The 24,742-nt window shown below is 51.4% G+C and carries 13 protein-coding genes; 8 read left to right on the top strand and 5 right to left on the bottom strand.

The window, feature by feature from the left end; genetic code table 11:
• Nucleotides 1–99: 99 nt before the first annotated feature.
• The 3 genes from JQN73_RS03830 to argA form a co-directional block, all read right to left on the bottom strand.
• A complete protein-coding gene (locus JQN73_RS03830; RefSeq protein ID WP_205321836.1) occupies nt 100–2,946 on the bottom strand; it encodes a pitrilysin family protein in 2,847 nt (948 codons plus the stop codon).
• A 233-nt stretch (nt 2,947–3,179) separates the two neighbouring features.
• Complete coding sequence (locus tag JQN73_RS03825; RefSeq protein ID WP_205321835.1) at nt 3,180–3,452, bottom strand: oxidative damage protection protein; 273 nt, start codon at nt 3,450–3,452, stop codon at nt 3,180–3,182.
• A 74-nt stretch (nt 3,453–3,526) separates the two neighbouring features.
• On the bottom strand, nt 3,527–4,837 hold the full coding sequence (gene argA, locus JQN73_RS03820; protein ID WP_205321834.1) for an amino-acid N-acetyltransferase: 1,311 nt from the start codon (nt 4,835–4,837) through the stop codon (nt 3,527–3,529).
• A gap of 491 nt (nt 4,838–5,328) precedes the next feature.
• Here argA and JQN73_RS03815 point away from each other — a divergent pair, with 491 nt between their 5' ends.
• From JQN73_RS03815 to dcd, 3 genes are all read left to right on the top strand, one after another.
• A complete protein-coding gene (locus tag JQN73_RS03815) occupies nt 5,329–6,384 on the top strand; it encodes an XdhC family protein (protein ID WP_205321833.1) in 1,056 nt (351 codons plus the stop codon).
• Nucleotides 6,385–6,556: 172 nt separating this feature from the next.
• Nucleotides 6,557–10,735 (top strand): ATP-dependent RNA helicase HrpA, encoded by a 4,179-nt coding sequence (gene hrpA, locus JQN73_RS03810; protein ID WP_240162418.1) that lies wholly within the window; start codon nt 6,557–6,559, stop codon nt 10,733–10,735.
• A 323-nt stretch (nt 10,736–11,058) separates the two neighbouring features.
• Entirely contained in the window at nt 11,059–11,625 is a 567-nt protein-coding gene (gene dcd, locus JQN73_RS03805) for a dCTP deaminase (protein WP_205321832.1), read from the top strand.
• A gap of 114 nt (nt 11,626–11,739) precedes the next feature.
• Here dcd and JQN73_RS03800 read toward each other — a convergent pair whose 3' ends face one another.
• Nucleotides 11,740–14,019, bottom strand: coding sequence for an arginine/lysine/ornithine decarboxylase (locus JQN73_RS03800; protein ID WP_205321831.1), 2,280 nt, complete (start codon nt 14,017–14,019; stop codon nt 11,740–11,742).
• Nucleotides 14,020–14,454: 435 nt separating this feature from the next.
• Nucleotides 14,455–14,982 (bottom strand): dihydrofolate reductase, encoded by a 528-nt coding sequence (locus JQN73_RS03795; RefSeq protein ID WP_205321830.1) that lies wholly within the window; start codon nt 14,980–14,982, stop codon nt 14,455–14,457.
• Between the two features lie 607 nt (nt 14,983–15,589).
• Between JQN73_RS03795 and JQN73_RS03790 the strand changes: the two genes are divergently transcribed.
• From JQN73_RS03790 to JQN73_RS03770, 5 genes are all read left to right on the top strand, one after another.
• Nucleotides 15,590–17,101, top strand: coding sequence for a glucan biosynthesis protein G (locus tag JQN73_RS03790; protein WP_240162417.1), 1,512 nt, complete (start codon nt 15,590–15,592; stop codon nt 17,099–17,101).
• Nucleotides 17,074–19,806 carry a glucans biosynthesis glucosyltransferase MdoH gene (gene mdoH, locus JQN73_RS03785; RefSeq protein ID WP_370551303.1) on the top strand — a complete coding sequence of 911 codons (2,733 nt, stop codon included), beginning with the start codon at nt 17,074–17,076 and terminating at the stop codon, nt 19,804–19,806. The genes JQN73_RS03790 and mdoH overlap by 28 nt, the downstream gene beginning before the upstream one ends.
• A 494-nt stretch (nt 19,807–20,300) precedes the next feature.
• Nucleotides 20,301–21,758: an efflux RND transporter periplasmic adaptor subunit gene (locus tag JQN73_RS03780; RefSeq protein WP_240162416.1), complete on the top strand. Its 1,458-nt coding sequence runs from the start codon at nt 20,301–20,303 to the stop codon at nt 21,756–21,758.
• An 11-nt stretch (nt 21,759–21,769) separates the two neighbouring features.
• Nucleotides 21,770–23,248 (top strand): efflux transporter outer membrane subunit, encoded by a 1,479-nt coding sequence (locus tag JQN73_RS03775; protein WP_205321829.1) that lies wholly within the window; start codon nt 21,770–21,772, stop codon nt 23,246–23,248.
• Between the two features lie 118 nt (nt 23,249–23,366).
• Complete coding sequence (locus JQN73_RS03770) at nt 23,367–24,395, top strand: IS110 family transposase (protein WP_205321828.1); 1,029 nt, start codon at nt 23,367–23,369, stop codon at nt 24,393–24,395.
• Nucleotides 24,396–24,742: the final 347 nt, after the last annotated feature.

Genomic DNA, 24,742 nt, shown 5'->3' with positions numbered 1-24,742 from the left:
TGGCTGGTGCAGTGAACCCGACCAAAAAAATCCTGCCACCGGTAAAGGGGCAGGATTTTTTAGTATTAAGATGAGCAAAGCTTCGCGGTTAGATGGTGATTAACGTGCTCTTACATCGGGATTATTAATCTTGGTCTCATCGCGTGCCATGATGATACTTAGTTTTGCGGGATCGATCCGCTCTCGAAACGCTGTGTTGATCTGGTCGAGCGTCAAGGCGCTGATTTTATCTTCAAGCAATTTACTCCAGGCGTAGGTTCGGTCAAGATCCATTAATCTCACCCATCCGGAACCGACTGCACTGTCCTGCGCTCGAGCCTGGATGTTTTCTTGCAAAATGCCGGATTTGGCGCGTGCCAGTTCGTCCGCGGTAAACCCATCCTTACGCACTCGCGCTAATTCTTCACGCACGCCCAGATTGACCCGGGAGAGATTTTGGGGCGCTGCGATGGCTTGTATGCTAAAGCTGGCGGCGCGGCTGATGGCGCTGATCCCCAATGCCGATCCGACGGTATACGACAGCCCGTCTTGTTGGCGGATGCGATCAGCCAGGCGCGATTTCAGACTGCCGCCTCCAAACAGGTAGTTTGCCACCAACAGGGCGGGATAATCGGCATCACTATCGTTCATATCCAGATTCATGCGGGCAATATAAACGCCGTTTTCTTTATCCGGCGTGTTGATGACTTCTGCGAGAGGGACGACATCGAAGTTTTTTCGGATGACACGTTGATAGGGCGACGCACTTTTCCAGGAGCCGAAGTCGGCTTGAACCGCTTGGGAAATGACGCTCGGATCGAAATCTCCGACGACCGCGATCTCACTGTGCGAAGCACCATAAAATTCCTTATGAAAAGCGATAATCTGGTCCAGCGTTACCGCTTTGACGCTCGCGATTTTCTGGTCAATAGTTTGTGCCGACAGCCAGTCGCCTTCGGGATACAAATTAAAATGCAAGGACATCGCTTCCGCTGCCCGGCTATCGGGATTATTGCGTGAGGACTCCAGCCCTACCAGCACTTCCTTGCGCAGGCGTTCCAGTTCAAGAGGATCAAAACGGGGATGCTGGAATACATCGGCCACCAACGCCAGCGCAGCTGGAAGGTCACTCCGCGTAGTTTCAAATTGATAGATGCTGCCGCTGACCTTTAGTTTGGAAAAAGCGTCGGCCAATTGTTGTCGATTCAATGTGGTAGTACCACGGCGCAACATCGCTCCGGTCAGATCGGAGATGGCGTTCTTGTCGAAGAGGGCTTTTTCTTCACCCCAATTTAATTTGATGTGAACTGAGACGGTTTCGCCACGGGTCTTTTTCGGCAGCATGGCTAACTTCATGTCGCCAAACGTCTGACGCAGAGTACGTGCGTCGATGTTCGCCTGTGACGGATCGAACACTTCGCCACTTGCCAACCCTTGTTGTGGCTTGTATTCCTTCAATAGCTCGGCCAGGGCAGGTGCCGCAGGCACTTCGGCACGTTGCGGTGGCGCATTCGGCTGAAAAATGCCAACAGTCCGATTATCGCGTTTAAAATAACGCCCAGCCGCCGCGGCAACCTGCGCGGACGTCACTTGCTGAAGTTGATCTCTTCCGAGGAACAGCAAACGCCAGTCGCCCAATGCGATGGCACTCGACATGGCAACCCCGATTTGCTGAGGATCGTTCATCAGATTTTCATAGCCATTTGCCGTGCTGCGTTTAATACGATCCATTTCTTCCGCAGTTGGCGGGGTTGCTGAGAAGCTTTCGATACCCTCAATCAACGCTGCGCGTACCGGTTCGATCGGTTCATTCTTCTTGACGATCGCGACGATCATTATCAGTCCTGGCGCGTAACCTGTCATTTCATAGCTAAACACCGAGGTTGCTTTGCCGGTTTCAACCAAGGTTTTGTAGAGGCGCCCGTTCGGTGTGTCGGCCAGAATACTGGCTGCGAATGACATTGCGTTGCTGTCGGGATGCAACTCGCTAGGGACTTTATAGGCTACGGCGACGATTTGTATGTCGCCCTCGCGACGAATGACAAAGCTGCGCTCGCCGTCCTGCGTCGGTTCGACGGTCCAGAATTCGGGCAATTTACGGGTCGGCTTCGGTAATCTTCCAAATGCCTCGTTCACCCAGGTCAGCGCTTTTTGAGTGTCGAATTTTCCCGAAATCAGTAACACCGCATTGTCCGGCTGATAATACGTACGATAAAAAGCTTGCAGGTTTTCTATTTTGACGTTCTCCACGTCGCTGCGGTTACCGATCGTTGGTTTGCCATAACTATGCCAGTCGAAGGCGACGCCTTGCATACGTTTGAATAGCACGCTGACAGGAGAGTTTTCGCCTTTTTCGAATTCATTGCGAACCACCGTCATTTCACTGTCGAGATCTTTTCTGGCGACGTACGAATGTAGCATCCGATCTGCCTCAAGATCGATTGCCCATTTGAGATTGTCATCGCTGGCTTGCGAAAATTCGTAATAATTGGTGCGGTCAAGCGAGGTGGTGCCGTTGAACGACATACCGCGTTGGCCGAAATCTTTCGGAATGGCCGGATGCGTCGGCGTACCTTTGAACATCATGTGTTCCAGCAAATGGGCCATGCCGGTTTCGCCATAATTTTCCTGACGCGAGCCTACAAGGTATGTCATGTTAACCGTGACAGTCGGCTTGGTGGCGTCCGGTAACAGCAGCAACTTGAAGCCATTGCTGAAGCGATATTCGGTGATGCCTTCGGCCGTGGGGCCTTGGGAGATGTTGGAAAACTGAGAGATATCCGGGGCGCCAGGCGGTGTCGGCTGTGCCTGTGTCTGTGCAGAATAGGGCACCAATACCAACGCCACTATTAGCACTAACTTGCCGGACGATGCACGGTGGAACCAGCCAGGTATGCGCCGGATGATGCGGCCAGCTGCAAGCTTTGCGGACGAGGTGTAATGGCGAGTTTGTGGGAATAGCTGCATGACGGTTTCGATCAGTTAGGTGCATGATGGAAGGATGACAGAACGGCATTCCATTTTCTCGGGAAACATAAAATGCACGGCTTAAATCCACGTCCATATAGCTTAAACACCGGCTTGATGACCCATTCGAAGCGGACGATATAAATGCCGGCATTTGATGCTACCACTTTCCGGGATCGGGAATCTTACCGGGCGTGTGGTAGCGTGGGAAGGGAAGGTTAAGGCTAAATGATTTATTCCGCTGGTGGAACGTAGCCGACAGCAGCATCAGCACCGTTACCAAAGAAGTGATTTTCCATTTGGGTTGCAAGATATTTACGTGCGCGTACATCGGCCAGGTTCAGGCGATTTTCGTTCACCAGCATCGTTTGATGTTTAAGCCATGCAGCCCACGCTTCTTTCGAAACGCTTTCAAAAATTCGCTTGCCCAATTCACCCGGGTAAGGTGCAAAATCTAGTCCCTCAGCTTCTTTGTCGAGTTTGATGCAATGGATAGTGCGTGCCATGATTTTCCTTTTGATTACATGTGGGGATCAATGCCGGCCCGTTGTTCTTACGAGCACGGCGGTCGAGAGAGATATTAAAGTTGTTTTATTAGCACCAAAGATTTGCGTTGCCAGTTATACATATGTTGCCGATTTTTTGGCAAGTCATCGACTGTTGCACTCACAAAGCCACGTCGCAAAAACCAATGCGAGGTACGTGTCGTCAATACAAATAATTTGGTCAGGCCAGCAGCACGCGCACGGCTTTCCATATGTTTCAGGATTTTTTCTCCGTCGCCTTGCGCTTGTACTTCCGGATTAACCGTGAGACACGCCATCTCACCCATTTTTTCATCCGGGAAGGGATACAAAGCGGCGCATCCGAACAGCACGCCATCATGGTCAATGACTGAGAAATAATGAATTTCTCGTTCAATCAGTTCGCGTCCGCGTTTGACAAGGGTGCCGTCGGCTTCCAGCGGTTCGATCAGTTTCAGGATACCGCCGACGTCCTCAATGGTTGCTTCACGCAGGCTTTCCAGATTTTCGTAAGTAATCATGGTGCCGATGCCATCGTGCGTAAATAGCTCGAGCAATGCCGATCCATCGGTCGCAAACGGCACGATGTGCGCGCGCGGGACGCCAGCATTACAGGATTTGATGGCATGCTGCAGATAAAATGCGGAGTCGGACGGCAAACAGCCGCTTTCAAGCACCGCCATCGCCTGATGTGAGGATAATTCGCGGATTTCAGTGCCGCCAGCATCTTTCATCAACGGTGTTTCGCTGATAAAAATGAGTTTCTCTGCACGCAATGAAATGGCCGCGGCGACTGCGACATCTTCCATGGTCAGATTAAATGCCTCGCCAGTCGGCGAAAACCCCAACGGCGAGAGCAGCACCAGATTGCCCGCACTTAAAATAGGATGAATGGTTTCGTAAGCAATTTTACGCACCACGCCGGTTAATTGCAGATCCGCACCATCAATCACGCCCAAAGGTCTGGCCGTGACAAAGTTACCGGAAATAATTCGGATCGCTGCATGGGCCATGGGTGTATTTGGCAAGCCCTGACTAAATGCGGCTTCGATATCCAGGCGTAATTCGCCCGCGGCCTCTTTGGCACATTCCAGCGCGGCACTATCGGTGATACGCAAGCCGTTCGAAAAGCGCGTTTCGACATTGCGTAACGCCAGTTGTTCTTCAACTTGCGGTCGTGAGCCATGCACAATCACGATTTTGATACCTAATGCATGCAGCAACGACAGATCTTGCGCCAGTACGGGCAAGGCACCCGCCATGACTAATTCGCCCGGAAAGGCGATCACAAAGGTCTTGCCGCGAAAGGCATGGATGTAGGGTGCGACTGAGCGCAGCCATTGGACGAATTCGGAGGTGTTTTCCATGGTGTGCATTATATACATACCATGGAATCGGACATACCTTGACGACTCTTGATAACGCTTAAATTTGTGTGCATTTGTATCTGATTGCTTGCTGATTGCTGATTTTGGGTGAGATGACGCATTTAGTATAAGCCGACGCCTGAGTTGTGGTGACGGGGGCGGTTTTGGCAAGAGGCTGGGAGGTCCATTTCCAGGAATCCTATTTTTCAGGTGAACAACTGATCTCTTGTATATGCTATCTGTTTAATAACACCTTGATTTGTCGTCAGGCAAATCCGCCCCGGTGCGTAATGCCTATTGGTCGCAACCGGGATTTTCGTCCCCGATGGCGTTGGTGAGCAGCTCGATGAAAAGCAATGTGGTAGTAAAGAAATACATAATTTTTTCCAGGATTTGAGTGGCCCCGTCGCTGGCGGTAATTTCGGAAGATCCTTTCGGGCTAGTGCGGACCTCTCGCCTCCCGACCAAGTTGCATAAACTGAAAGTAAAAAATGAATGCAGTTGATTATCAAGTGTTGAATAGTGCAGTCGGCTGGTTACGACAGGGAAAGCGCGTTACGTTGGTAACGGTAGTGCGTAACTGGGGCTCGGCGCCGCGCCCGCTGGGATCGCTCTTTGCGATCACGTCCGATGGCGACTTTACCGGATCAGTATCGGGTGGTTGCGTCGAGGACGATCTGATGGCGCGCTTTGCGGCATCGTTTCCAGACCGGATCGAGGTCGTTCGTTATGGGATTACCGCCGAACAGGTGCGGCGCTTCGGTTTACCTTGTGGCGGCACCCTTGAGCTGGTGGTCGAACCGTTGGCTAATGCGGCGGCGCTGGAGCCATTGCTTGAGGCGGTGGCGTCGCGCCGGTTAGTGCAACGGCGTCTGAATTTAAAGAGCGGCGTCGCAGTCATTGAACCGGCAACCGCCGACTTCACGGTGCGTTTCGGTGATGACGAATTGGTTCACGTGTTCGGTCCGCACTGGCGCTTGCTGATCATTGGCGCAGGTCAGGTATCAGAATATCTTGCCCAAATGGCACCAGCTTTGGATTTTTCCGTCTATCTCAATGATCCGCGGGAGGAGCAGCGCCGTAATTGGCAGGCTCATGGAAGCGCTAATGGTAGCACGTACGCGATCTCATCGGCCTCTGCGGTGGAGTGGCTCGACGGCATGCCCGACGACGCGGTTCACGCGTTTGCACCAGATAAGCGGACGGTGATCGTCGCGTTAAGTCATGATCCAAAGGTCGATGACATGGCGTTGATGGAGGCACTGAAAACCGATGCGTTCTATGTTGGCGCTATTGGTTCGATGGCCAGCACAACGGCCCGTAAAGAGCGTTTGCTGACGTTGGACGTGACGCAAGCAGAAGTAGACCGGTTACACGCACCGATCGGATTGCCGATTTTTAGTCGTTCGCCTGCCGAAATTGCGGTCTCGGTACTCGCGGAGTTGGTCGCACTGCGGAATTGCGATGTGGTGGCAAGGACGGCGTCGACTTGCGCGGTGGGGCTGGGAGTAGTGGCGGCTGAAGGATCGGGCGCTGAATTGGTATAACAGCGGTATGATATTGTCATCAAACGCAAAAAATTAAACGCAAGATTAATCGTTTCTGGCTGCGTGGTTTACCTTTTTAGCTCCTAAAGGGATCAATATAGGTCTGTCTTAAGCGATATTCAAAGAAAGCGGTCCTGCATGTCGGTGCTGCGCTCTGTATAATCCTGTTCCCATGCCAGTATCAGATTCCAATAAACCCTCGCGTCCCGCAGATTTTCGCCGCACGCCACGCTCTGAAGCCTCTCCGCGTCAGGAAAATTTCGCACGTCCGGCCCGCGTGCGGGTGCCGTCTCCGTCATCTGAACCGGGCGAAAATGCCTCGCTCAAGGGAGTTGTCCCCACGGCTGGTCCCGCTGAGGTGCGTCGATCGGAAGGGCGTCGATCAGAGGGGCGCTCAGGGCGCGGATCAGGGCCACGCACTGCTCCTGAACGCAATCCGCTGCCACCGATCGTTTTTCCAGAAGAATTGCCGGTCTCTGGCAGGCGCGCTGAAATCGCGGAAGCTTTGCAAGCGAACCAGGTGATTATCGTATGCGGTGAAACTGGTTCCGGCAAAACCACGCAGTTACCGAAGATCTGTCTTGAATTAGGGCGCGGTCTGAATGGCTTGATTGGCCATACGCAGCCGCGCCGGATTGCCGCATCGTCGACCGCCAAGCGGATCGCGCAGGAATTGGGTTCGCCGCTGGGCGAGCACGTCGGCTTTAAAGTCCGTTTTAACGATACGTTGACCAAAGGCGCGTGGGTCAAACTGATGACCGACGGCATCTTGCTGGCCGAAACGCAGACTGATCCGATGCTGTGGCAATATGACACCATCATTATTGATGAGGCGCACGAGCGCAGTCTGAACATCGATTTTCTGCTGGGTTATCTGAAGCAATTGCTCCCCAAGCGGCCTGATCTGAAATTGATTATTACGTCAGCCACCATCGACGCAGACCGTTTTGCCCGTCACTTTGGTCATGATGACAAGCTGGCGCCGGTGATCGAAGTGTCGGGGCGCTTGTATGAGGTTGAAGTGCGTTACCGGCCAGTCGATAACGCGGATCGCAGTGGGGTAAATCCTGCCGCTAACGCAGCAAAGTCTGGTGCAAGCGCGGCTCCCAACGCAGCACCGAATGCTGCCCAGCGCGACCGTGATCAACGCGATTTGATGGATGCGGTGGTGGATGCTGTGGATGAGCTGGCACGCGTCGGATCTGGTGATGTGCTGGTGTTTCTGCCGGGTGAGCGCGAAATTCGCGATGCTGCCGAAGCGCTACGCAAACATCATCCGCCTCACGTCGAAATTTTGCCATTGTTTGCGCGTTTGTCGGCACAGGAACAAGAACGGGTATTCAAAACTTCGAACGCCCGTCGGATCGTTTTGGCGACTAACGTCGCAGAAACTTCGCTGACTGTACCCGGTATTCGTTACGTCGTCGATGCCGGGCTGGCGCGGGTTAAACGTTATAGCTATCGTAACAAAGTTGAGCAGTTACAGATCGAACCGATTGCTCAATCGGCGGCAAATCAGCGTGCTGGTCGCTGCGGTCGGGTTGCGGCGGGCGTGTGTATTCGCCTGTATGAAGAGCGCGACTATCTTCAACGTCCTAAATTCACTGAGCCTGAGATCATGCGCTCGTCGCTGGCATCGGTGATTTTGCGGATGAAGTCGTTACATCTGACTGATGTCGAAACCTTCCCCTTTATTGAACCACCGCCGGGACGGGCAATCGCCGACGGGTATCAATTGCTGCAGGAACTTGGTGCGGTTGATGACAACAATCAGTTGACTAAAACCGGACGCGAACTGGCGAAGTTGCCGCTCGATCCTCGGGTAGGGCGCATGATACTGGCCTCGCTCGACAATGTGTGTCTGACCGAAATGCTGATTATCGCTGCGGCAGTGTCAGTCCAGGATCCGCGTGATCGGCCAATGGATGCGCAAGCCGCGGCCGATCAGGCCCACAAAAAATTCGCCGATGAGAAATCAGAATTCCAAAGTTATTTAAAAATCTGGAAATGGTTTGAAGAGGCGATTGCGCACAAGAAGACCAATCGGCAGTTGCAAGATAATTGCCGTGCCAATTTCCTGTCTCAATTGCGGTTACGTGAATGGCGCGATGTCCACTCGCAATTGTTGACCATCGTCAGGGAGCAGGGATGGCGTCTCAATGAAGCACCTACTACTTACGACAATTTACATACCGCGTTACTGACCGGGTTGCTGGGCAACGTTGGTTTCAAGGCAGACGATGACCCGCATTATCTGGGCGCGCGCGGTATCAAATTTCATATTTGGCCGGGATCGTCGTTGACGAAAAAAGCCGGTAAATGGGTGATGGCCTCAGAACTGGTCGATACCACGCGGTTATACGCGCGTTGCGTTTCTCAAATCCAGCCGGAGTGGCTGGAAAAAGTTGGCGCGCATTTACTCAAGAAATCATACGGTGAACCGCGTTGGGAAAAGCGCATGGCCCAGGTTTCTGCTTCGGAACGCGCCACGCTTTATGGGTTGGTTGTGTACAGCCAGCGGCGCATCAATTTCGGCTTGATCAATCCAAATGAAGCGCGCGAAATTTTTATTCGTGATGCGTTGGTGGGCGGCGAATATGACACCCGTGCACCGTTTTTTGCTCACAACCAAAAGCTGATCCGCGAGATCGAAAATCTCGAACATAAATCGCGGCGGCTGGATGTGTTGGTGGATGAAGAATTGATTGCTGCGTTTTACGACAAACTGATTCCGATTGATATCTGCAACGGCATTACATTTGAGAAGTGGCTCAAAGACATCAGTCATAAAAATCCAACGTTGCTGTACTTGAATCGCGACGATCTGATGCGCCACGAAGCAGCTGGCGTGACCACCGATTTGTTTCCAAAGTTGATGCGGGTCGCCGGTATTGAAATGGGCTTGACGTACCATTTTGAGCCAGGTACGCCGCGCGACGGTGTCACATTGACCGTTCCGCTCTACGCCTTGAATCAGGTGTATGTTGATCGTTGCGATTGGCTGGTGTCCGGCATGCTGAAGGAAAAAGTGCATCTTCTGTTGAAATCATTACCGCAAAAAATCCGTCGTAATTGCGTGCCGCTGCCAGATTATGCGGCTGGATTTTGTGAGCGCATACAAGCGCGTAATGTATTTGGTCATGGTAATTTGCTGGATGCATTGATTGCCGATGTACGCACTGAAACCACGGTGGCAGTGCGCAGTTCCGACTTCAAGGTTGAGACATTGCCGGCCCATCATGAGATGAATTTTAAGGTCATCGATGAGCACGGCAGGCAACTTGATATGGGCCGTAATCTCGCGGCGCTGCAAGCTGAACTGGGCGGACTAGCGCGGGAAAGCTTTCAAAAACTGGCGGAAAAGACCGGGGTAGTTTCAAACGAAATAGCCGCCACGCACTCCCTTCAGCCGAGCCGAACGACCCCGGCGGGACAGCTTCCGTCGGCAGTATCGCAGGTCAAGGCAAGCGCCGCGCCCACAGGCGGAGGAATTGCTGCCTATAGCAACTTGACCAGCTGGACCTTTGGAGAGTTGCCAGAGCTGCTGGAAATACAGCAGGGCAAGCAGACGTTAATCGGTTTTCCAGCACTGGTCGATAAGGGGACTTATTGTGACCTGGAGGTTTTCGACGATCCAAACGAAGCAGGGCGTATTCATCGGCTGGGTTTGCGTCGTTTGTTTGCTCTTCAACTAAAAGAGCAATTAAAATTCCTCGAAAAAAATATCCCCGGTTTGCAACAAATGGGCATGCAGTTCATGGCCCTTGGCTCACAAGAAGATTTGCGTGACCAGATTATTTCTGCAGGTCTCGAGCGCGCCTGTCTACAATTACCGCTACCAGCCAATGCTGCGCAATTTAACCAGCGCAAGGACGAAGGAAAGTCCCGCTTGGGTTTGCTATGTAACGAAATCGCACGGCTAACTGCATTGATACTGGTGGAATATCACGGATTGCCGAAAAAGCTGCAAGGCGTGAAAGCGCAGTCGGCGGCAGTCGCGGATATTCAGTCGCAGATAACCGGATTGGTGAATAAGCGCTTTATTGCGGAAAACGACTATACCAACTTAGCGCATTTTCCGCGTTATTTAAAGGCTGTTAGCGTACGTCTGGAGAAGTTGCGGGCGGAACCGAGTCGCGACGGTCGTTCATTAGCTGAATGGGCGCAGGTCGCTACCCCTTGGCAACGGGCGCAAAAGGACCGACAAGGAAAGGGCGTCGATCCTAAGATGCAAGAGTTTCGCTGGCTGTTGGAGGAATTGCGGGTTTCTTTATTCGCCCAGGAACTCAAAACACCGATGCCGGTATCGGTAAAGCGCTTGCAAAAAGTATGGGAGACGATGCAGCGTTAAGCGTCTTAGGTGATTTGTCCGCCGGATTGTGGTGCTGAAGATGCATCGACATTTTGTGTACGGGTAGCGAGGTTGAATCGCGTAAAATTGCAGAAGCCTATTTATTTTTCATGTTGTTAATCTCATTCCAGGTGTGGTCGCAAAGTCGTTTTACTCGTAAACGCCGATAGTTTCGGTTATCTCGGGTTATTTCCGCGATGCTGGGGATCTTCCGGCGACGTCGCGTCGACGGCGTTTCTACTGCCTTCCAATTGGCATATGGAACCAAAAATCCTGCCATTTTGGTCTGAATTTGCACTACCTTTTACAAAGAAGAGAACACTATGGCAATCAAATCCGATAAATGGATCCGTCGTATGGCGCAGGAAACCGGCATGATCGAGCCATTCTCGCCGAATCAGGTGCGGGAGGAAAACGGTCATAAAATCGTTTCTTACGGTACCTCGTCGTACGGTTACGATATTCGTTGCGCCAACGAATTCAAAATTTTTACCAATATCAACTCGACCATTGTCGATCCGAAGAATTTCGACGAGAAATCATTCGTCGATTTTGTCGGAGACGTCTGCATCATCCCGCCAAATTCGTTTGCGTTGGCGCGTACCATCGAATATTTTCGTATCCCACGCAGCGTTCTGACCATCTGCTTAGGCAAGTCGACCTATGCACGTTGCGGGATCATCGTGAATGTGACGCCGTTCGAACCGGAATGGGAAGGTTATGTCACATTGGAGTTTTCGAACACGACGCCGTTGCCGGCAAAAATTTACGCAGGTGAAGGTTGCGCGCAAGTGCTGTTCTTTGAGAGCGATGAAGTGTGCGAAACATCTTACAAGGATCGCGGAGGCAAATATCAGGGGCAACAGGGTGTAACTTTGCCTAAAGCATAATCCTCCGGTTTAGGCTGGGGGTGCCCGCACGTATCATTCGCGCAGTCCGAGTTGACGTAAAAATGGCCATATCAACACGATATAGCCATTTTTTTTGGACCAATTTTCTTTATTTTACTGGTTGGTGGCGTCCAGACGCACACAGTCTACAAAGTAGTCGCGCTTGCCGTTAACTTCGCGCTTCACCAAACCATGCACATCAGTCTCAAATCCAGGAAACTTCTCGTTGAAATTACGCGCAAATTTCAGGTAATCGACAATCGTCTTGTTAAAGCGCTCGCCCGGGATGAGCAAAGGAATGCCGGGCGGATACGGGGTTAACAAGATAGATGTGACGCGGCCTTCCAGTTGGTCGATTGGCACGCGATCAATTTCACGATGTGCCATCTTGGCAAACGCATCGGAAGGTTTCATCGCCGGTTGCATTGCAGAAACATACATTTCAGTCGTCAACCGTGCGATGTCATAGGCCTTGTAGGTCTCGTGAATTTGCTGACATAAATCGCGTAAACCGAGGCGTTCATAACGCGAATTTCTGCCATTATTGGCACGAGCGAATTCCGGTAAAATACGCCAAATTGGCTGATTCTTATCGTAATCGTCCTTAAATTGCTGTAACGCCGTCAATAACGTGTTCCAACGGCCTTTGGTAATGCCGATCGTGAACATAATGAAAAATGAGTAAAGGCCGCATTTTTCGACTATAACACCGTGTTCGGCCAAATATTTAGTGACGATGGAAGCCGGTATGCCGCTATCGCCGAATTGACCATCGAGCGACAGTCCGGGCGTCACGATGGTCGCCTTGATCGGGTCCAGCATATTGAAATTTGGCGCCAGATTGCCGAAGCCATGCCAGTCATCTTCCGCTTTAATGACCCAATCTTCACGTGAACCAATACCATCCTCAGAGAACGAATTCGGGCCCCAAACCTGAAACCACCAGTCAGCACCCCATTCCAGGTCAATCTTTTTCATGGCACGGCGGAAATCCAATGCTTCAAGAATGCTTTCTTCCACCAGCGCTGTGCCCCCGGGGGCTTCCATCATTGCTGCTGCAACATCACAGGAAGCAATGATGGAGTATTGCGGCGAAGTGGAAGTGTGCATCAGATAGGCTTCATTAAACGCGTCCTGATCGAGTTGCACGGTTTCTGACTCACGCACCAGAACTTGCGACGCCTGTGACAAACCGGCCAGCAATTTGTGGGTCGATTGGGTTGAGAAGATCATTGATTTCTTGGCGCGTGGACGGTCTTTGCCGATCGCGTGCATATCTTTGTAGAAATCATGAAATGTGGCATGCGGTAGCCATGCCTCATCAAAATGCAGCGTATCGATTTCGCCATCGAGCATGTTTTGCAAGGTCTCGACGTTGTAGATTACGCCGTCGTACGTGGACTGCGTAATAGTCAGAATCCGGGGTTTTTTATTTAACGCTTCTCGCGCAAACGGATTTGCTTCGATCTTTTGCCGGATGCTTTCCATGGTGAATTCTTCCAGCGGAATCGGGCCGATGATGCCTAGGTGATTCCGTGTTGGCATCAGGAAGACCGGGATTGCTCCGGTCATAATGATCGAATGCAGAATCGACTTATGACAGTTACGATCCACGACGACGATATCACCTGGCGCTACCGTTGAGTGCCATACCATCTTGTTCGAGGTAGACGTTCCGTTTGTGACGAAATAACAATGGTCAGCGTTGTAGATACGTGCCGCATTTCGTTCGGATTCAGCGATGGGGCCGGTATGGTCGAGCAACTGGCCGAGCTCTTCAACGGCATTGCAGACGTCGGCGCGCAGCATGTTTTCACCAAAAAATTGATGGAACATCTGACCGATAGGCGACTTAAGAAAAGCTACCCCGCCCGAATGGCCAGGACAGTGCCAGGAATAAGAGCCATCTTGCGCGTAATGGACCAAAGCACGAAAGAACGGCGGCGAGAGGCCGTCCAGATAGGATTTGGCCTCGCGAATAATATGGCGCGCGACAAATTCCGGGGTATCTTCAAACATGTGAATGAAGCCATGTAGTTCGCGCAGAATGTCGTTTGGTATGTGGCGCGAGGTGCGCGTTTCACCATACAGATAAATTGGGATGTCGGCATTTTTATAACGAATTTCTTCGACAAAGGCGCGTAACGACTTCAGCGCATGATCAGTCTCTTCGAATGAGCCAGCGCCGAACTCTTCATCGTCAATCGATAAAATAAAAGCGGATGCACGCGATTGTTGCTGAGCAAATTGCGACAGGTCACCATAACTTGTGACACCCAGGACTTCCATTCCTTCTTTTTCCATCGCGTCGGCGAGGGCGCGGATACCGAGACCGGAGGTATTTTCTGAGCGGAAATCTTCGTCAATAATGACGATGGGGAAACGGAATTTCATGCGGTCTCCAAGAGACGGGTGTGAATGACGGAGTAGCGAACACGGTTTCAGGTTGGGTCGACGGTTCGCTAATCAATGAGGGTGAACAATAGCGTGGTCATGAGCTTGACTAGAAGCTTAATCAACAGCTTAACCAACGGCTTAATCAACAGCTTAGCCAACAGCTTAAATTGCGCGTCTGCTCCGGATAGTTGGGGCAGCTTTGCTGGACCAAAAAGGTGAATGTCGAATTTTCGCAGATATGAGGAAAATTGGGGCGAAATGTACCAAAACACTGGAAAATAACGCAGCCAATGTTTTGGGCTTAAGAATATGATATTAAATATATCCTCGCAAATTCGGTCGTTACAACTAACCGACTTGCACCGCAGCTGGCCCCATCCCACATAAGCTGGCCGAATTTAACCTGGTAAAGTTAAAGTGCTATTTAAAGCATTATTTCCTGGAATACTCTACAAAAGCGTAATCGAAGTCGTTATCCGCCGAGTGATGCGAAATTCTGGAGTTTTCCTGCCACTGTTGCGGATCCCTGGCCGGAAAAAAAGCGTCGCAATCAAAGCGTTTGCCGATTTCCGTTATGATCAAGCGGTCGCAGAGTGGTTGGGCTGCGGCATAGATTTCAGCGCCGCCGATGAAGAAAGCTTCGATATTTGCACCGGATGCATCGGTAGACGTATTGGCTAACGCGGCGGCGGCCTCCACCGAGTTTACCGTTTCCACACCTTCGTGTTGCCATTCCGGATTCCGCGTTATCACTATATTGCGCCGGTTAGGTAGCGGGCGTCCAATTGACTCAAACGTTTTACGACCCATAATAATAGGATGACCAGAGGTGGTGCGTTTGAAATGCGCCAGATCTTCTGGTAAATGCCACGGCAGCGTATTACGTACGCCAATTCCGTTCTCCGCGTCAGTAGCGACAATGATAGTGAGGATAGGCTTGGAAGGTGCAGATGTATTCAATGGACAGGCTTTTTTTAGATGATTGGCTGATATGTTGCAAGATGACTCTTATTAAGCGTAAGAGTCTACGACCTGATAAAGCGCAGTTTGGACCTTTGAAGCGCTTTAAGACAGCCAGGTTTCAGTTTACCGTGGCTTATCCAGACCTATTATCCGGTTTATATTGGTCCCGGATAATGACATAGGCGTAAATTGTCGTAATTTTACTATAAACATCTAACGGAACTTTGCCGGATGACGCTGATCTTATCTGCGTATGTAAATTTGCTTATTAGCAATAAATAAGACACTTTAGTGTAGCGTCGACTCTTATGGGTCTCGCTATTTTTCATCTTAGCCAGGAGTGTGTTTGTTATATTTCATGTAAATTTGGCAAATAATTCTGTAACAAAGCATCCGAAGATGCTTCTTTGCGAAAATTAATAAACAATCCAACGCTCTGCGCTAATATCTACCAATGGTAGCAATCAGCTAACTAGCGTGCTGATTGGCGTTAAATAGCTGGTATTGATAGCTGGCATTGATTTCGCAAATCAAAGCAGTGCCAAATGGGAATCCAATGTTCTTAAAATCTTTTTCCTCCGCAAGATGCGATATTTCCTTACCAATGCGCACCCTATTGGTGCCGACGCTGTTGATAATGGGATGTCTGCTTCCGGTTCTGAATGCCTCAGCTTTTAGTTTCAATGATGTTGCGGTACGCGCCAAAGCCTTGTCCGCCAAGGCGTATGTCAAGCCAGTTTCTGATATACCAAAAGAGATCGATGACTTAACTCTGGAGCAATACAGAGATATTCGGTTCAAGCAGGAAAAATCGCCATGGGCGAATGCTAAGCTACCATTCGATTTGGCCTTTTTTCATGAAGGCCATCTGTTTAATCAGCCGGTGAAAATGAACGAGATCCTCGGAAAAAACGTGCGTGAGATCCGTTTTGATCCGAATAATTTTACCTACGGTGCGAATAAGGTGGACCCCAGCAAACTGCGTTCGCTCGGGTTTGCCGGTTTCCGCGTTAATTACCCGCTGAATAACGCCACCTATAAGGATGAAGTATTGTCATTTTTGGGCGCAAGTTATTTCCGCGCAGTGGGTAAGGATCAGCGCTATGGGTTGTCGGCACGAGGATTAGCGGTCGATACGGCGCTCAATTCAGGTGAGGAATTCCCGCAATTCGTTGAGTTTTGGATCGAGCGGCCGCAAGCTGGCGACAAACAACTCACTATTTACGCGCTTCTCAATTCACGGCGCGTGACCGGGGCCTACAGCTTCACGCTTAGGCCCGGAGTGGACACGGCGATTGATGTCAAAGCCCAACTCTATTTGCGCGAAAATGTGAGCAAGTTGGGTATTGCTCCACTCACCAGTATGTTTCTGTATGGAAAAAATCAACGTTCACCGGTTGAAGATTATCGGCCCGAAGTGCATGATTCGGATGGATTGCTGGTCGCGTCCGGGACTGGCGAGTGGATTTGGAGACCGTTGGTAAATCCTAAACGCTTGCTGGTCACGTCTTACACATTAAGCAACCCGGTCGGGTTTGGGTTGATGCAACGCGAGCGCAACTTTGCGGCCTATCAGGATCTTGACTCTCGCTATGACAAAGGCCCAAGCGCCTGGGTTCAGCCGAAAGGAAAATGGGGCGCGGGCCGAGTCGAGTTAGTACAAATTCCAACGCCGGACGAAACCAATGACAATATTGTTGCCTATTGGGTGCCGGATACGGTGCCAAAAGTGGGGCAGCCATTCAACATTGAATACACGCTGCTATGGCAGAAAGACGCCGAAAAGAGTTCGCCCTTGTCATGGGTCACGCAGACGCGACGCGGAAATGGTTTTCAGGCGAAGCCGGATGATAGCATCGGCTTGATCGTGGATTTTGAAGGACCGGCGTTCAAGAAGTTGCCGGACAATACAAAACTGGATGCGGTGGTGAGCGTAGATGATAATGGAAAACTATTGAGCAGCAGCGCTGTCAAAAACGAAGCTACCGGAGGCTGGCGCATCAATATGAAGCTACGCCGCAATGAAGAAAACAAACCGATCGAGTTGCGCGCTTTCCTGCGTAACGGCAACACAACCCTATCTGAAACGTGGAGTTACATATTACCGCCCAACTAGCGCACAAGCCAGTATCTCAGGTGATTGACGAACATTCACCTATCGATAGATACCTGAAGCGCCTTCCCTTGTCTCTGCGACAACGGAGTGTGCTGTCCGAACGGATTCAGTGTGGTCAATCGTCGACGTCGGCAGAGGAAATGGCCGCGTTGCATCTGGCCCTTAGCGAAGTTGCTGATGATAGTGATAGATGTCTGAGTAATGACGGCGTTAATGGCCGTTCCAACCCGGCATATGCGTCCATCGCCGCGCGTCTGCAGTTGGCCTACGGCATTCCGCAGGATACCGATATCGGGCCTGTTGCCGCGAATAGCGCAGCACACGGGCCATCGGCCTCATACGCCAATAGCCTTGATATGAATGGCGTGGTGTTGAATGAAAACGGTGATATTGGCCGCTCGACCCCTGAGATCGTCACCGATGCCAGCGGAAGAGCACGCATAACGATTGCGTTGCCGTTGAAACGCACCCCGATCGTGGCGCGCCCCTGGGGAACGTTAAATCCCATAGTGCGCTGGATTGAAAACGCTAATCGCGCATTTGATCGTCGTCCCACCTTGAAATCCAGAAGGCGCACATCCGCCCGGGAAAACGCGGAACAGACCAGTGTGGAGCACCACGTGGCCAAAGAAAAGGGTCACGATCCACGTGGCATTTGGCGCCACAACGGCAATCTGCGCAGGCTTGTACTCGTCGCATTAATGTTGGCGCAAACCGTGGTAGCGACCTATTCCATGAGTACGGTATTGCCATACCATGGTGCAAAACCCATGGAAATGTTGACGCTCGCCTTGTTTGCGATCCTGTTTTGCTGGGTTTCGGCCGGGTTTTGGACTGCCATGGCGGGATTTTTGGTATTGATGCGCGGAACCGATCGATACGTTATTTCGCGAGAGGACGCGGCGCCGGGGCCAATTCCTGCCAACGCCCGAACCGCCATCGTCATGCCGATCTGCAACGAAGATGTCAATCGGGTATTTGCTGGCTTGCGCGCAACCTATGAGTCAGTGCTTCAAAGTGGCGAACTGGACCGTTTCGATTTCTTTGTCCTGAGCGATAGCGGTGACCCCGACATTTGCACCGCGGAGCTCGATGCATGGGTCAGTTTGTGTCGGACGCTGGGTGGATTCGGACGTATTTTTTATCGACATCGGCGGCGGCGGGTGAAGCGCAAGAGCGGCAACATTGACGATTTTTGTCGGCGTTGGGGCGCTAACTATGACTATATGATCGTGCTGGATGCGGACAGCGTAATGAGTGGGACCTGTCTGACAACGCTGGTGCGCCTGATGGAGGCGAATCCAAGTGCCGGGATCATTCAGACGGCTCCAAGGGCCGCCGGACGCGATACGTTATATGCGCGGATACAGCAGTTTTCTACGCGGGTATATGGACCATTATTTACCGCCGGTTTGCATTACTGGCAGTTGGGCGAATCGCACTATTGGGGACATAACGCGATTATTCGCCTCGACCCTTTCATGAAATATTGCGCTCTCGCACCGTTGCCCGGTGAAGGATCACTGGCCGGTGAAATTCTGTCGCATGATTTTGTCGAAGCAGCATTGATGCGACGCGCCGGTTGGGGCGTGTGGATTGCTTACGATCTGGCGGGAAGTTTCGAAGAAATGCCACCAAATCTGCTAGATGAACTCAAGCGGGACCGTCGCTGGTGTCAGGGTAACCTGATGAACTTCCGTTTATTCCTGGCGCGCGGCATGCACGGCGTGCATCGTGCGGTGTTTGTCACTGGCGTGATGGCGTATATCTCTGCCCCTTTATGGTTTGGTTTTTTGGTGTTGTCGACAATACTTCTGGCTATGCATACCTTGGTGGTGCCCGAATATTTCGTAACACCTGGCCAATTATTTCCCGTATGGCCGGAATGGCATCCTGAAAAAGCTTTAACATTATTCAGCGCAACGGCAACGTTGCTGTTTCTTCCTAAAATTTTAAGCGTTGTCTTGATTTGGGCCAAAGGAGCACGTGAATTCGGCGGTGTGCTTCGTTTAACCATGGGTATGGTGATTGAATTGTTGTTCTCCATGATGCTGGCACCGGTCAGAATGCTATTCCACACGCGATTCGTAGTCGGGGCATTTCTCGGATGGGCTATCAGCTGGAAGTCGCCACCGCGTGAAGACACTGAAACCAGCTGGGGAGAAGCATGCCGCCGCCATGGATGGCATACAGTGCTCGGTTTAGTGTGGGGCACGGGCGTGTTTTTGCTGGAACCATCATTTTTGTGGTGGCTATTACCGATTGTCGGTTCTCTGGTTCTGTCTATTCCGTTATCGGTATTTTCCAGCAGGGTTTCGCTAGGCCGCAGCTTCCGCCACGCACGTTTATTTGTTATTCCGGAAGAAGTCGATTTACCGCCTGAGCTTGCCGCGACTACAGCCTACAACGAGGGTAGTAGACGGCTCGCCGGATTTAATGAGGCTGTGGTCGATCCGATAATCAATGCGTTGGTTTGCGCCGCGGTTACCGCCCGCCCACGAGTCCCGCAGGCCAGTCTGGCAGCGCATGCCGCGTTGGTTCAAACCGCATTAAAAAGTGGGCCGGATAACTTAACGGCAGGTCAAAAAAGTGCGGTGTTGGACAATCCATTGGTGTTGTCGCGATTACATTTTGAGGTATGGAGTTCGCATGATGCCAATCGACTATGGATGGGGCTGTCTGAGGAAAATGTCGCCAATGCCTGAATGTTTTGTTCGTTTTGATTAGTTCATTGGCGGTCAGCCGGCTAAAGGCCTCATTGACGTTTACATAATCTGATCAGCCTCACTGTTCTCATCGGGGCAGAGGTGAAATTGGTTCGAATACGGCCATCTTGCGATGCGGCCGGTAACAACTGTTACCATTCTGTTCCAGTGCGTGACAGAGTAGCGCCGTTATTCCGTCTAAAATACGCACTGCGCCCTCATACTGGAGACGACGACTTTTTTATGTTTTTTTGTTATGAAAATTGTCGACCTCTGGAAATATCTTGGGACTTACGTAAAATGGTTCTAAGGTTCTGACAGCGACCTCGCTAAGCCTGTAGACGACGCCAGTGGGCGAGGACGGAAAGTAAGCCAAAACGCTGACGGAATTTTATGTGAGGCCTCAACTTTTTCGCCCGGCGCAGGTCCTTGGTCAACGCATGGGCTATTTGCGGTTCCAGCCACTTATTTTTTGTTTATTTTGACGTGCTACGATGACTGTTGATCAGCTAAAACCTTTGCCCCCGCCCACTCGTGATTCGTCTCGGCTATTTCGCCGCGGCAGTCTCGCCGTAGGCTTATCGTTGGTGGTCGTACTTAGTGCCGGAGTGGTTCTGGCGCAAGTGTTGCAGCAGCCAAAGCCGGCTCCCGCTGTTGCGCCGGAGATGGGACCGCCTGCGCCCATTAAGTTTGACACCGTCACCATTCAGCGTGGTGATATTCAGCAAACTGTTGAGGCTGCAGGGAAACTGCAACTTTACAAATACGCTGATGCGAACGCGCAGGTGGCAGGACAAATCAAGGACGTTTTGGTATCAGTTGGCGATACCGTGCAAGCTGGAAAGATGGTCGTAGAAATTACGCCCACTTTACAACCGGCCAAGGTTGAAACCAATCGGGCGCAGATGGCCCGTTTGCAGGCTGAACTTGCAGACCAACGCGCACAAATGGATTTTGCCGAGCTACAATTCAAGCGACAAACGCAACTCAAGGCACAGAATGCCACGCGTGAAGAATCCTTCGAATCCAGCCGTATGAGCATGTCGTCTGCTAGCGCCCGGGTGGACGCCATTAATGCGCAAATCCGCCAGGTCGAGGCCACGTTGAAGTTTGACGACGAGAGCCGTCAGCATACGCAGGTGATGGCACCTATTACAGGCACCGTGGTGGCACTTAATGCACGTCCGGGGCAAACGGTCGGTGCGCCCCTGCCGACTGCCCCATTGATGCGCATTGCCGATCTGTCGAAAATGACGGTTCAGGCCCGTGTGGCTGAAATTGATGTCACGCGTTTGCGCCGCGGTATCACGGCCACTTTCACGACTCCGGGCTATCCAGGAAAACAATGGTCGGGTAAGTTACGGCAGGTTATCCCGGTACCCGCGGACGGAACCGGAGAACAGGGCAAGCAAACGTTTTATAACGTGTTATTTGAGGTCGATAACCCAGACCAGGAGTTAATGAGCGGTATGAGCACGCAAGTCCGGTTCATCATTGCCGAAGCCAAAGACGCTGTGCTGCTGCCGAGCAAACTACTTGGAAAGCCTGACGATGATGGCCTATACGCTGCGAATGTGCTGGATGCAAATCAGCAACTCAGTCCGCGTAAGCTGAAAATCGGCTTACGGACGCAGCAGCAGGTGCAAGTTGTATCAGGCTTAAGCGCCGGCGACCTGTTATTGGTGGGGCCGATCCCTGCAGTCTTATTACAGCCTAAAGTTGTTCCACCGCCTGCGCCAGCTGTTTCATCGACGTCGGGGACCTCGGCAAAGTTAGGCGACCCGGTTAGTCCGATTAATCAATCAAACGGCGGCAAGTCTGTCGTCCCGGTAGTTGCTCCTGGCGGCAACTCTGCAGCGGCGCCTTTTTCGACGCTGGTTCCACAGCAAAAGAATGCCGCTCCTCCCAATAGCCCTTCAAGTCCCGCAGGTGTTACATCGGTAACGCGCTAATGGAACGGAATATGCGCCTTTTTGCTTGTTTAAAACTGAAATCCTTCGTTGCCCCGTATTCTTCCACTTTAGCCCTAGGCGTGTTGTGCGCTTTTCTGGCGGGGTGTGCGCACAATATTCCTATCTCGGAACCCCCGCCGGCAGTCGAAATGCCGGCAGGCTGGACGCTCAGCGGAAAACCGAGTGATCAGGAATGGCCGGATAATGATTGGTGGAAACGTTTTGGTAGTGTTGAACTTACCCAATTGGTCGATGAAGGGCAGCGTAGTAATCTTGAAATTGCAGCCGCTCTGGCGCGTGTGCGTCAGGCCGAAGCGCAAGCGCGGATTGCGGGCGCGCCGCTATTACCCACAGCCGATTTTTCTGCTGGGGGAAATCGCGACTTACCGTTGGGAAATAATGGTGCTGCGAATACTTCAGCAAGCGGCTTGTTGCAGGTCAGTTACGAAATTGATTTTTGGGGAAAAAATAAAGCCAGTCTGGCCGCTGCCGAGGCCTCGCTAAAAGCGAATCTGTATGATCGACAAACCGTTGCATTGACGGTCACCAGCGGTATCGTCTCGACTTTCCTGCAGGTGTTGTCGTTACATGATCGGCTCAATATCGCGCGCGAGAACGTCGCGAACGCGGAACGGGTACTCGCGTTAGTTGAGGCACAAAGTAGCGCCGGAGCGGCATCACCGTTGGATCTCGCGCGTCAGCGTTCGGCCGTGGCTGGACAGAAAGCCTCGATTCCGGACTTGATGCAGCAGGAGCGCGAAGCGCAGTCGGCGCTGGCAATTCTACTGGGTCGATCATCGCAGACCTTTAAAGTCGCAGATCATGGGCTCGATACCATCGCATTGCCAGACGTGACACCCGGATTGCCCTCCGAATTACTCTCTCGCCGTCCAGATATCCGGCGCGCCGAAGCGCAGCTAGCGGCGGCCAACGCCAACGTCGCTGTGGCACGTGCAGCTTTATTTCCCAGCATCCGCTTGACAGGATCGACCGGTGCGCAAAGTGGCGCGTTGTTATCATTGTTTAATGGACCAAACTTGCTTGCTAACGTTGGGACCTCTCTGGTTGCGCCAATTTTTGATGCAGGCTTATTGAAAAATCAACGGGATCTGGCGATCGCTCAAAAGCAAGAACTTGTGCAGGTTTATCGTTCTACCGTCATTTCCGCGTTATCGGAAGTCGACAAGGTGTTGGGGCAGATCAGAAGTCTGGACGAGCAGCGGTCCTTGAAAACGACTGAAATGGAGCAAGCACGTTTCGCATTTAATTTGTCGGAGATCCGTTATCGGGTCGGGGCAGAAGACTTGATGACCGTGCTGGATACGCAGCGTGCATTATCAGACGTGCAGAACGAATTAGGCGCACTGAAATTGAAGCGGCTACAAGCGACTGTTTCGTTATATAAGGCGCTCGGCGGCGGCTGGCAGGATGATGCCAGCCATAAAATATCGCCGGTCCCGGTTGAGCTTAATCCTCCAAAAACGAGCTAACCTGATTACAGAGGCCTGCTCCCTTGAGTCGGTTCTAATGGAATGGACGCCCTCTTTCGAACGGCATCAACGTGCCAAAATAGGAGTGATATTTTCCTAAACGAAAGGAGCGTCCAAAATGAAGATGACTTCGATTGGAATCGATTTAGCAAAGAATGTGTTTCAAGTTCATGGCGTCGATGATCATGGAAATACCGTGCTTCGAAAAAAACTCGATCGCGTAAAAATGGCTGAGTTCTTTGCTCAACTGCAACCGTGTTTGATTGGAATGGAAGCGTGTGGCAGCGCCCATTACTGGGGCAGGAAACTGACCGCGATGGGGCATACTGTGAAACTGATGGCTCCTCAATTTGTGAAGGCCTATGTCAAGACCAATAAAAATGACATGGCCGATGCAGAAGCAATTTGTGAGGCCGTTTCTCGGCCTAATATGCGCTTCGTTCCAATAAAAACGGACGAACAACAAGCTGTCCTGTCATTGCACCGAGTGCGTCAGTCTTTTATCAAAGCGAGAACAGCTCAAGCAAACCAAATTCGCGGATTACTGTCCGAGTTCGGCATCATTATTCCGCAAGCAATTGCAAACATCGCCAGGCGTCTCCCTGAAATCATGGAAAAATCAGATTTGCCGGCAAGCTTTCGAGATCTGCTACAACGTTTGTATGATCACTTGAAAGACATGGATAAACAGGTCGATGAAATGGATGACAAAATTCAACAATGGCACCGTTCTTCAGAAATGAGCAGAAAACTTGCAGAAATACCAGGAATAGGTCCCATCACTGCCACGGCATTAGTGGCATCAATTGGAGATGCTAAGAATTTCGTGAGCGGGCGCCAACTAGCTGCCTGGTTAGGACTGGTTCCCCGACAGCATTCCAGTGGGGGCAAATCCGTGCTTTTAGGCATCAGCAAACGCGGTGACACTTATTTACGCACGCTATTGATTCATGGAGCACGAGCGGTGATTCGATTTGCCGACAATAAACCATCTACTACCTGGCTCAATAAGTTACTCAGTCGACGAAATAAAAATGTCGCTGCGGTCGCTCTGGCAAATAAAAATGCGAGGGTAGTATGGGCGTTATTGGTACATGAAGAACAAAGGTTCCGACCTGAGTATTGCCCAGCTCTGGCTGGTGCATAATCAAATCGGGCCAGAAAAATCCAGGAAACTATTGAAATAAATAACACCATCTATCACGAAGAAGAGAAAACCTTCCACAGGTTGTGCAGGCAAGATGAAGTGATGGCAAACCAGGTTAGACCGGGGTCAGGAAAACCTGTAATGCGACATGCGCCTCGAGCGCGTGGTTCTGATTAGGACCTGGCCAGCATATTCCATCAGGGACAGAGGTGAAAACCTCAATGAAAGTCCGAATATATGGCTGCAATCTTACCCTTATGCTCATCATCGATTTAATGCTTGGCAAACTGAGGGCGTCCATATATGTCGTAAATTCACGGTTGTGTCGTAAATTCATTATTGAAGCG

It is taken from the genome of Glaciimonas sp. PAMC28666, from assembly GCF_016917355.1.
In the GTDB taxonomy this organism is placed as follows: domain Bacteria; phylum Pseudomonadota; class Gammaproteobacteria; order Burkholderiales; family Burkholderiaceae_D; genus Glaciimonas.
The sequence above is the reverse complement of the archived record's forward strand: the minus strand, read 5'-3'. Positions and strand labels throughout refer to the sequence as shown.

Bases quoted from the DNA above. Each gene is read 5' to 3' on its own strand.
- JQN73_RS03825 (WP_205321835.1), bottom strand. From the start codon at position 3,452: ATGGCACGCACTATCCATTGCATCAAACTCGACAAAGAAGCTGAGGGA.
- JQN73_RS03770 (WP_205321828.1), top strand. From the start codon at position 23,367: ATGAAGATGACTTCGATTGGAATCGATTTAGCAAAGAATGTGTTTCAA.
- JQN73_RS03790 (WP_240162417.1), top strand. From the start codon at position 15,590: ATGCGCACCCTATTGGTGCCGACGCTGTTGATAATGGGATGTCTGCTT.
- JQN73_RS03800 (WP_205321831.1), bottom strand. From the start codon at position 14,019: ATGAAATTCCGTTTCCCCATCGTCATTATTGACGAAGATTTCCGCTCA.
- argA (WP_205321834.1), bottom strand. From the start codon at position 4,837: ATGGAAAACACCTCCGAATTCGTCCAATGGCTGCGCTCAGTCGCACCC.
- hrpA (WP_240162418.1), top strand. From the start codon at position 6,557: ATGCCAGTATCAGATTCCAATAAACCCTCGCGTCCCGCAGATTTTCGC.
- dcd (WP_205321832.1), top strand. From the start codon at position 11,059: ATGGCAATCAAATCCGATAAATGGATCCGTCGTATGGCGCAGGAAACC.
- JQN73_RS03775 (WP_205321829.1), top strand. From the start codon at position 21,770: ATGCGCCTTTTTGCTTGTTTAAAACTGAAATCCTTCGTTGCCCCGTAT.
- JQN73_RS03780 (WP_240162416.1), top strand. From the start codon at position 20,301: ATGACTGTTGATCAGCTAAAACCTTTGCCCCCGCCCACTCGTGATTCG.
- JQN73_RS03815 (WP_205321833.1), top strand. From the start codon at position 5,329: ATGAATGCAGTTGATTATCAAGTGTTGAATAGTGCAGTCGGCTGGTTA.
- JQN73_RS03830 (WP_205321836.1), bottom strand. From the start codon at position 2,946: ATGCAGCTATTCCCACAAACTCGCCATTACACCTCGTCCGCAAAGCTT.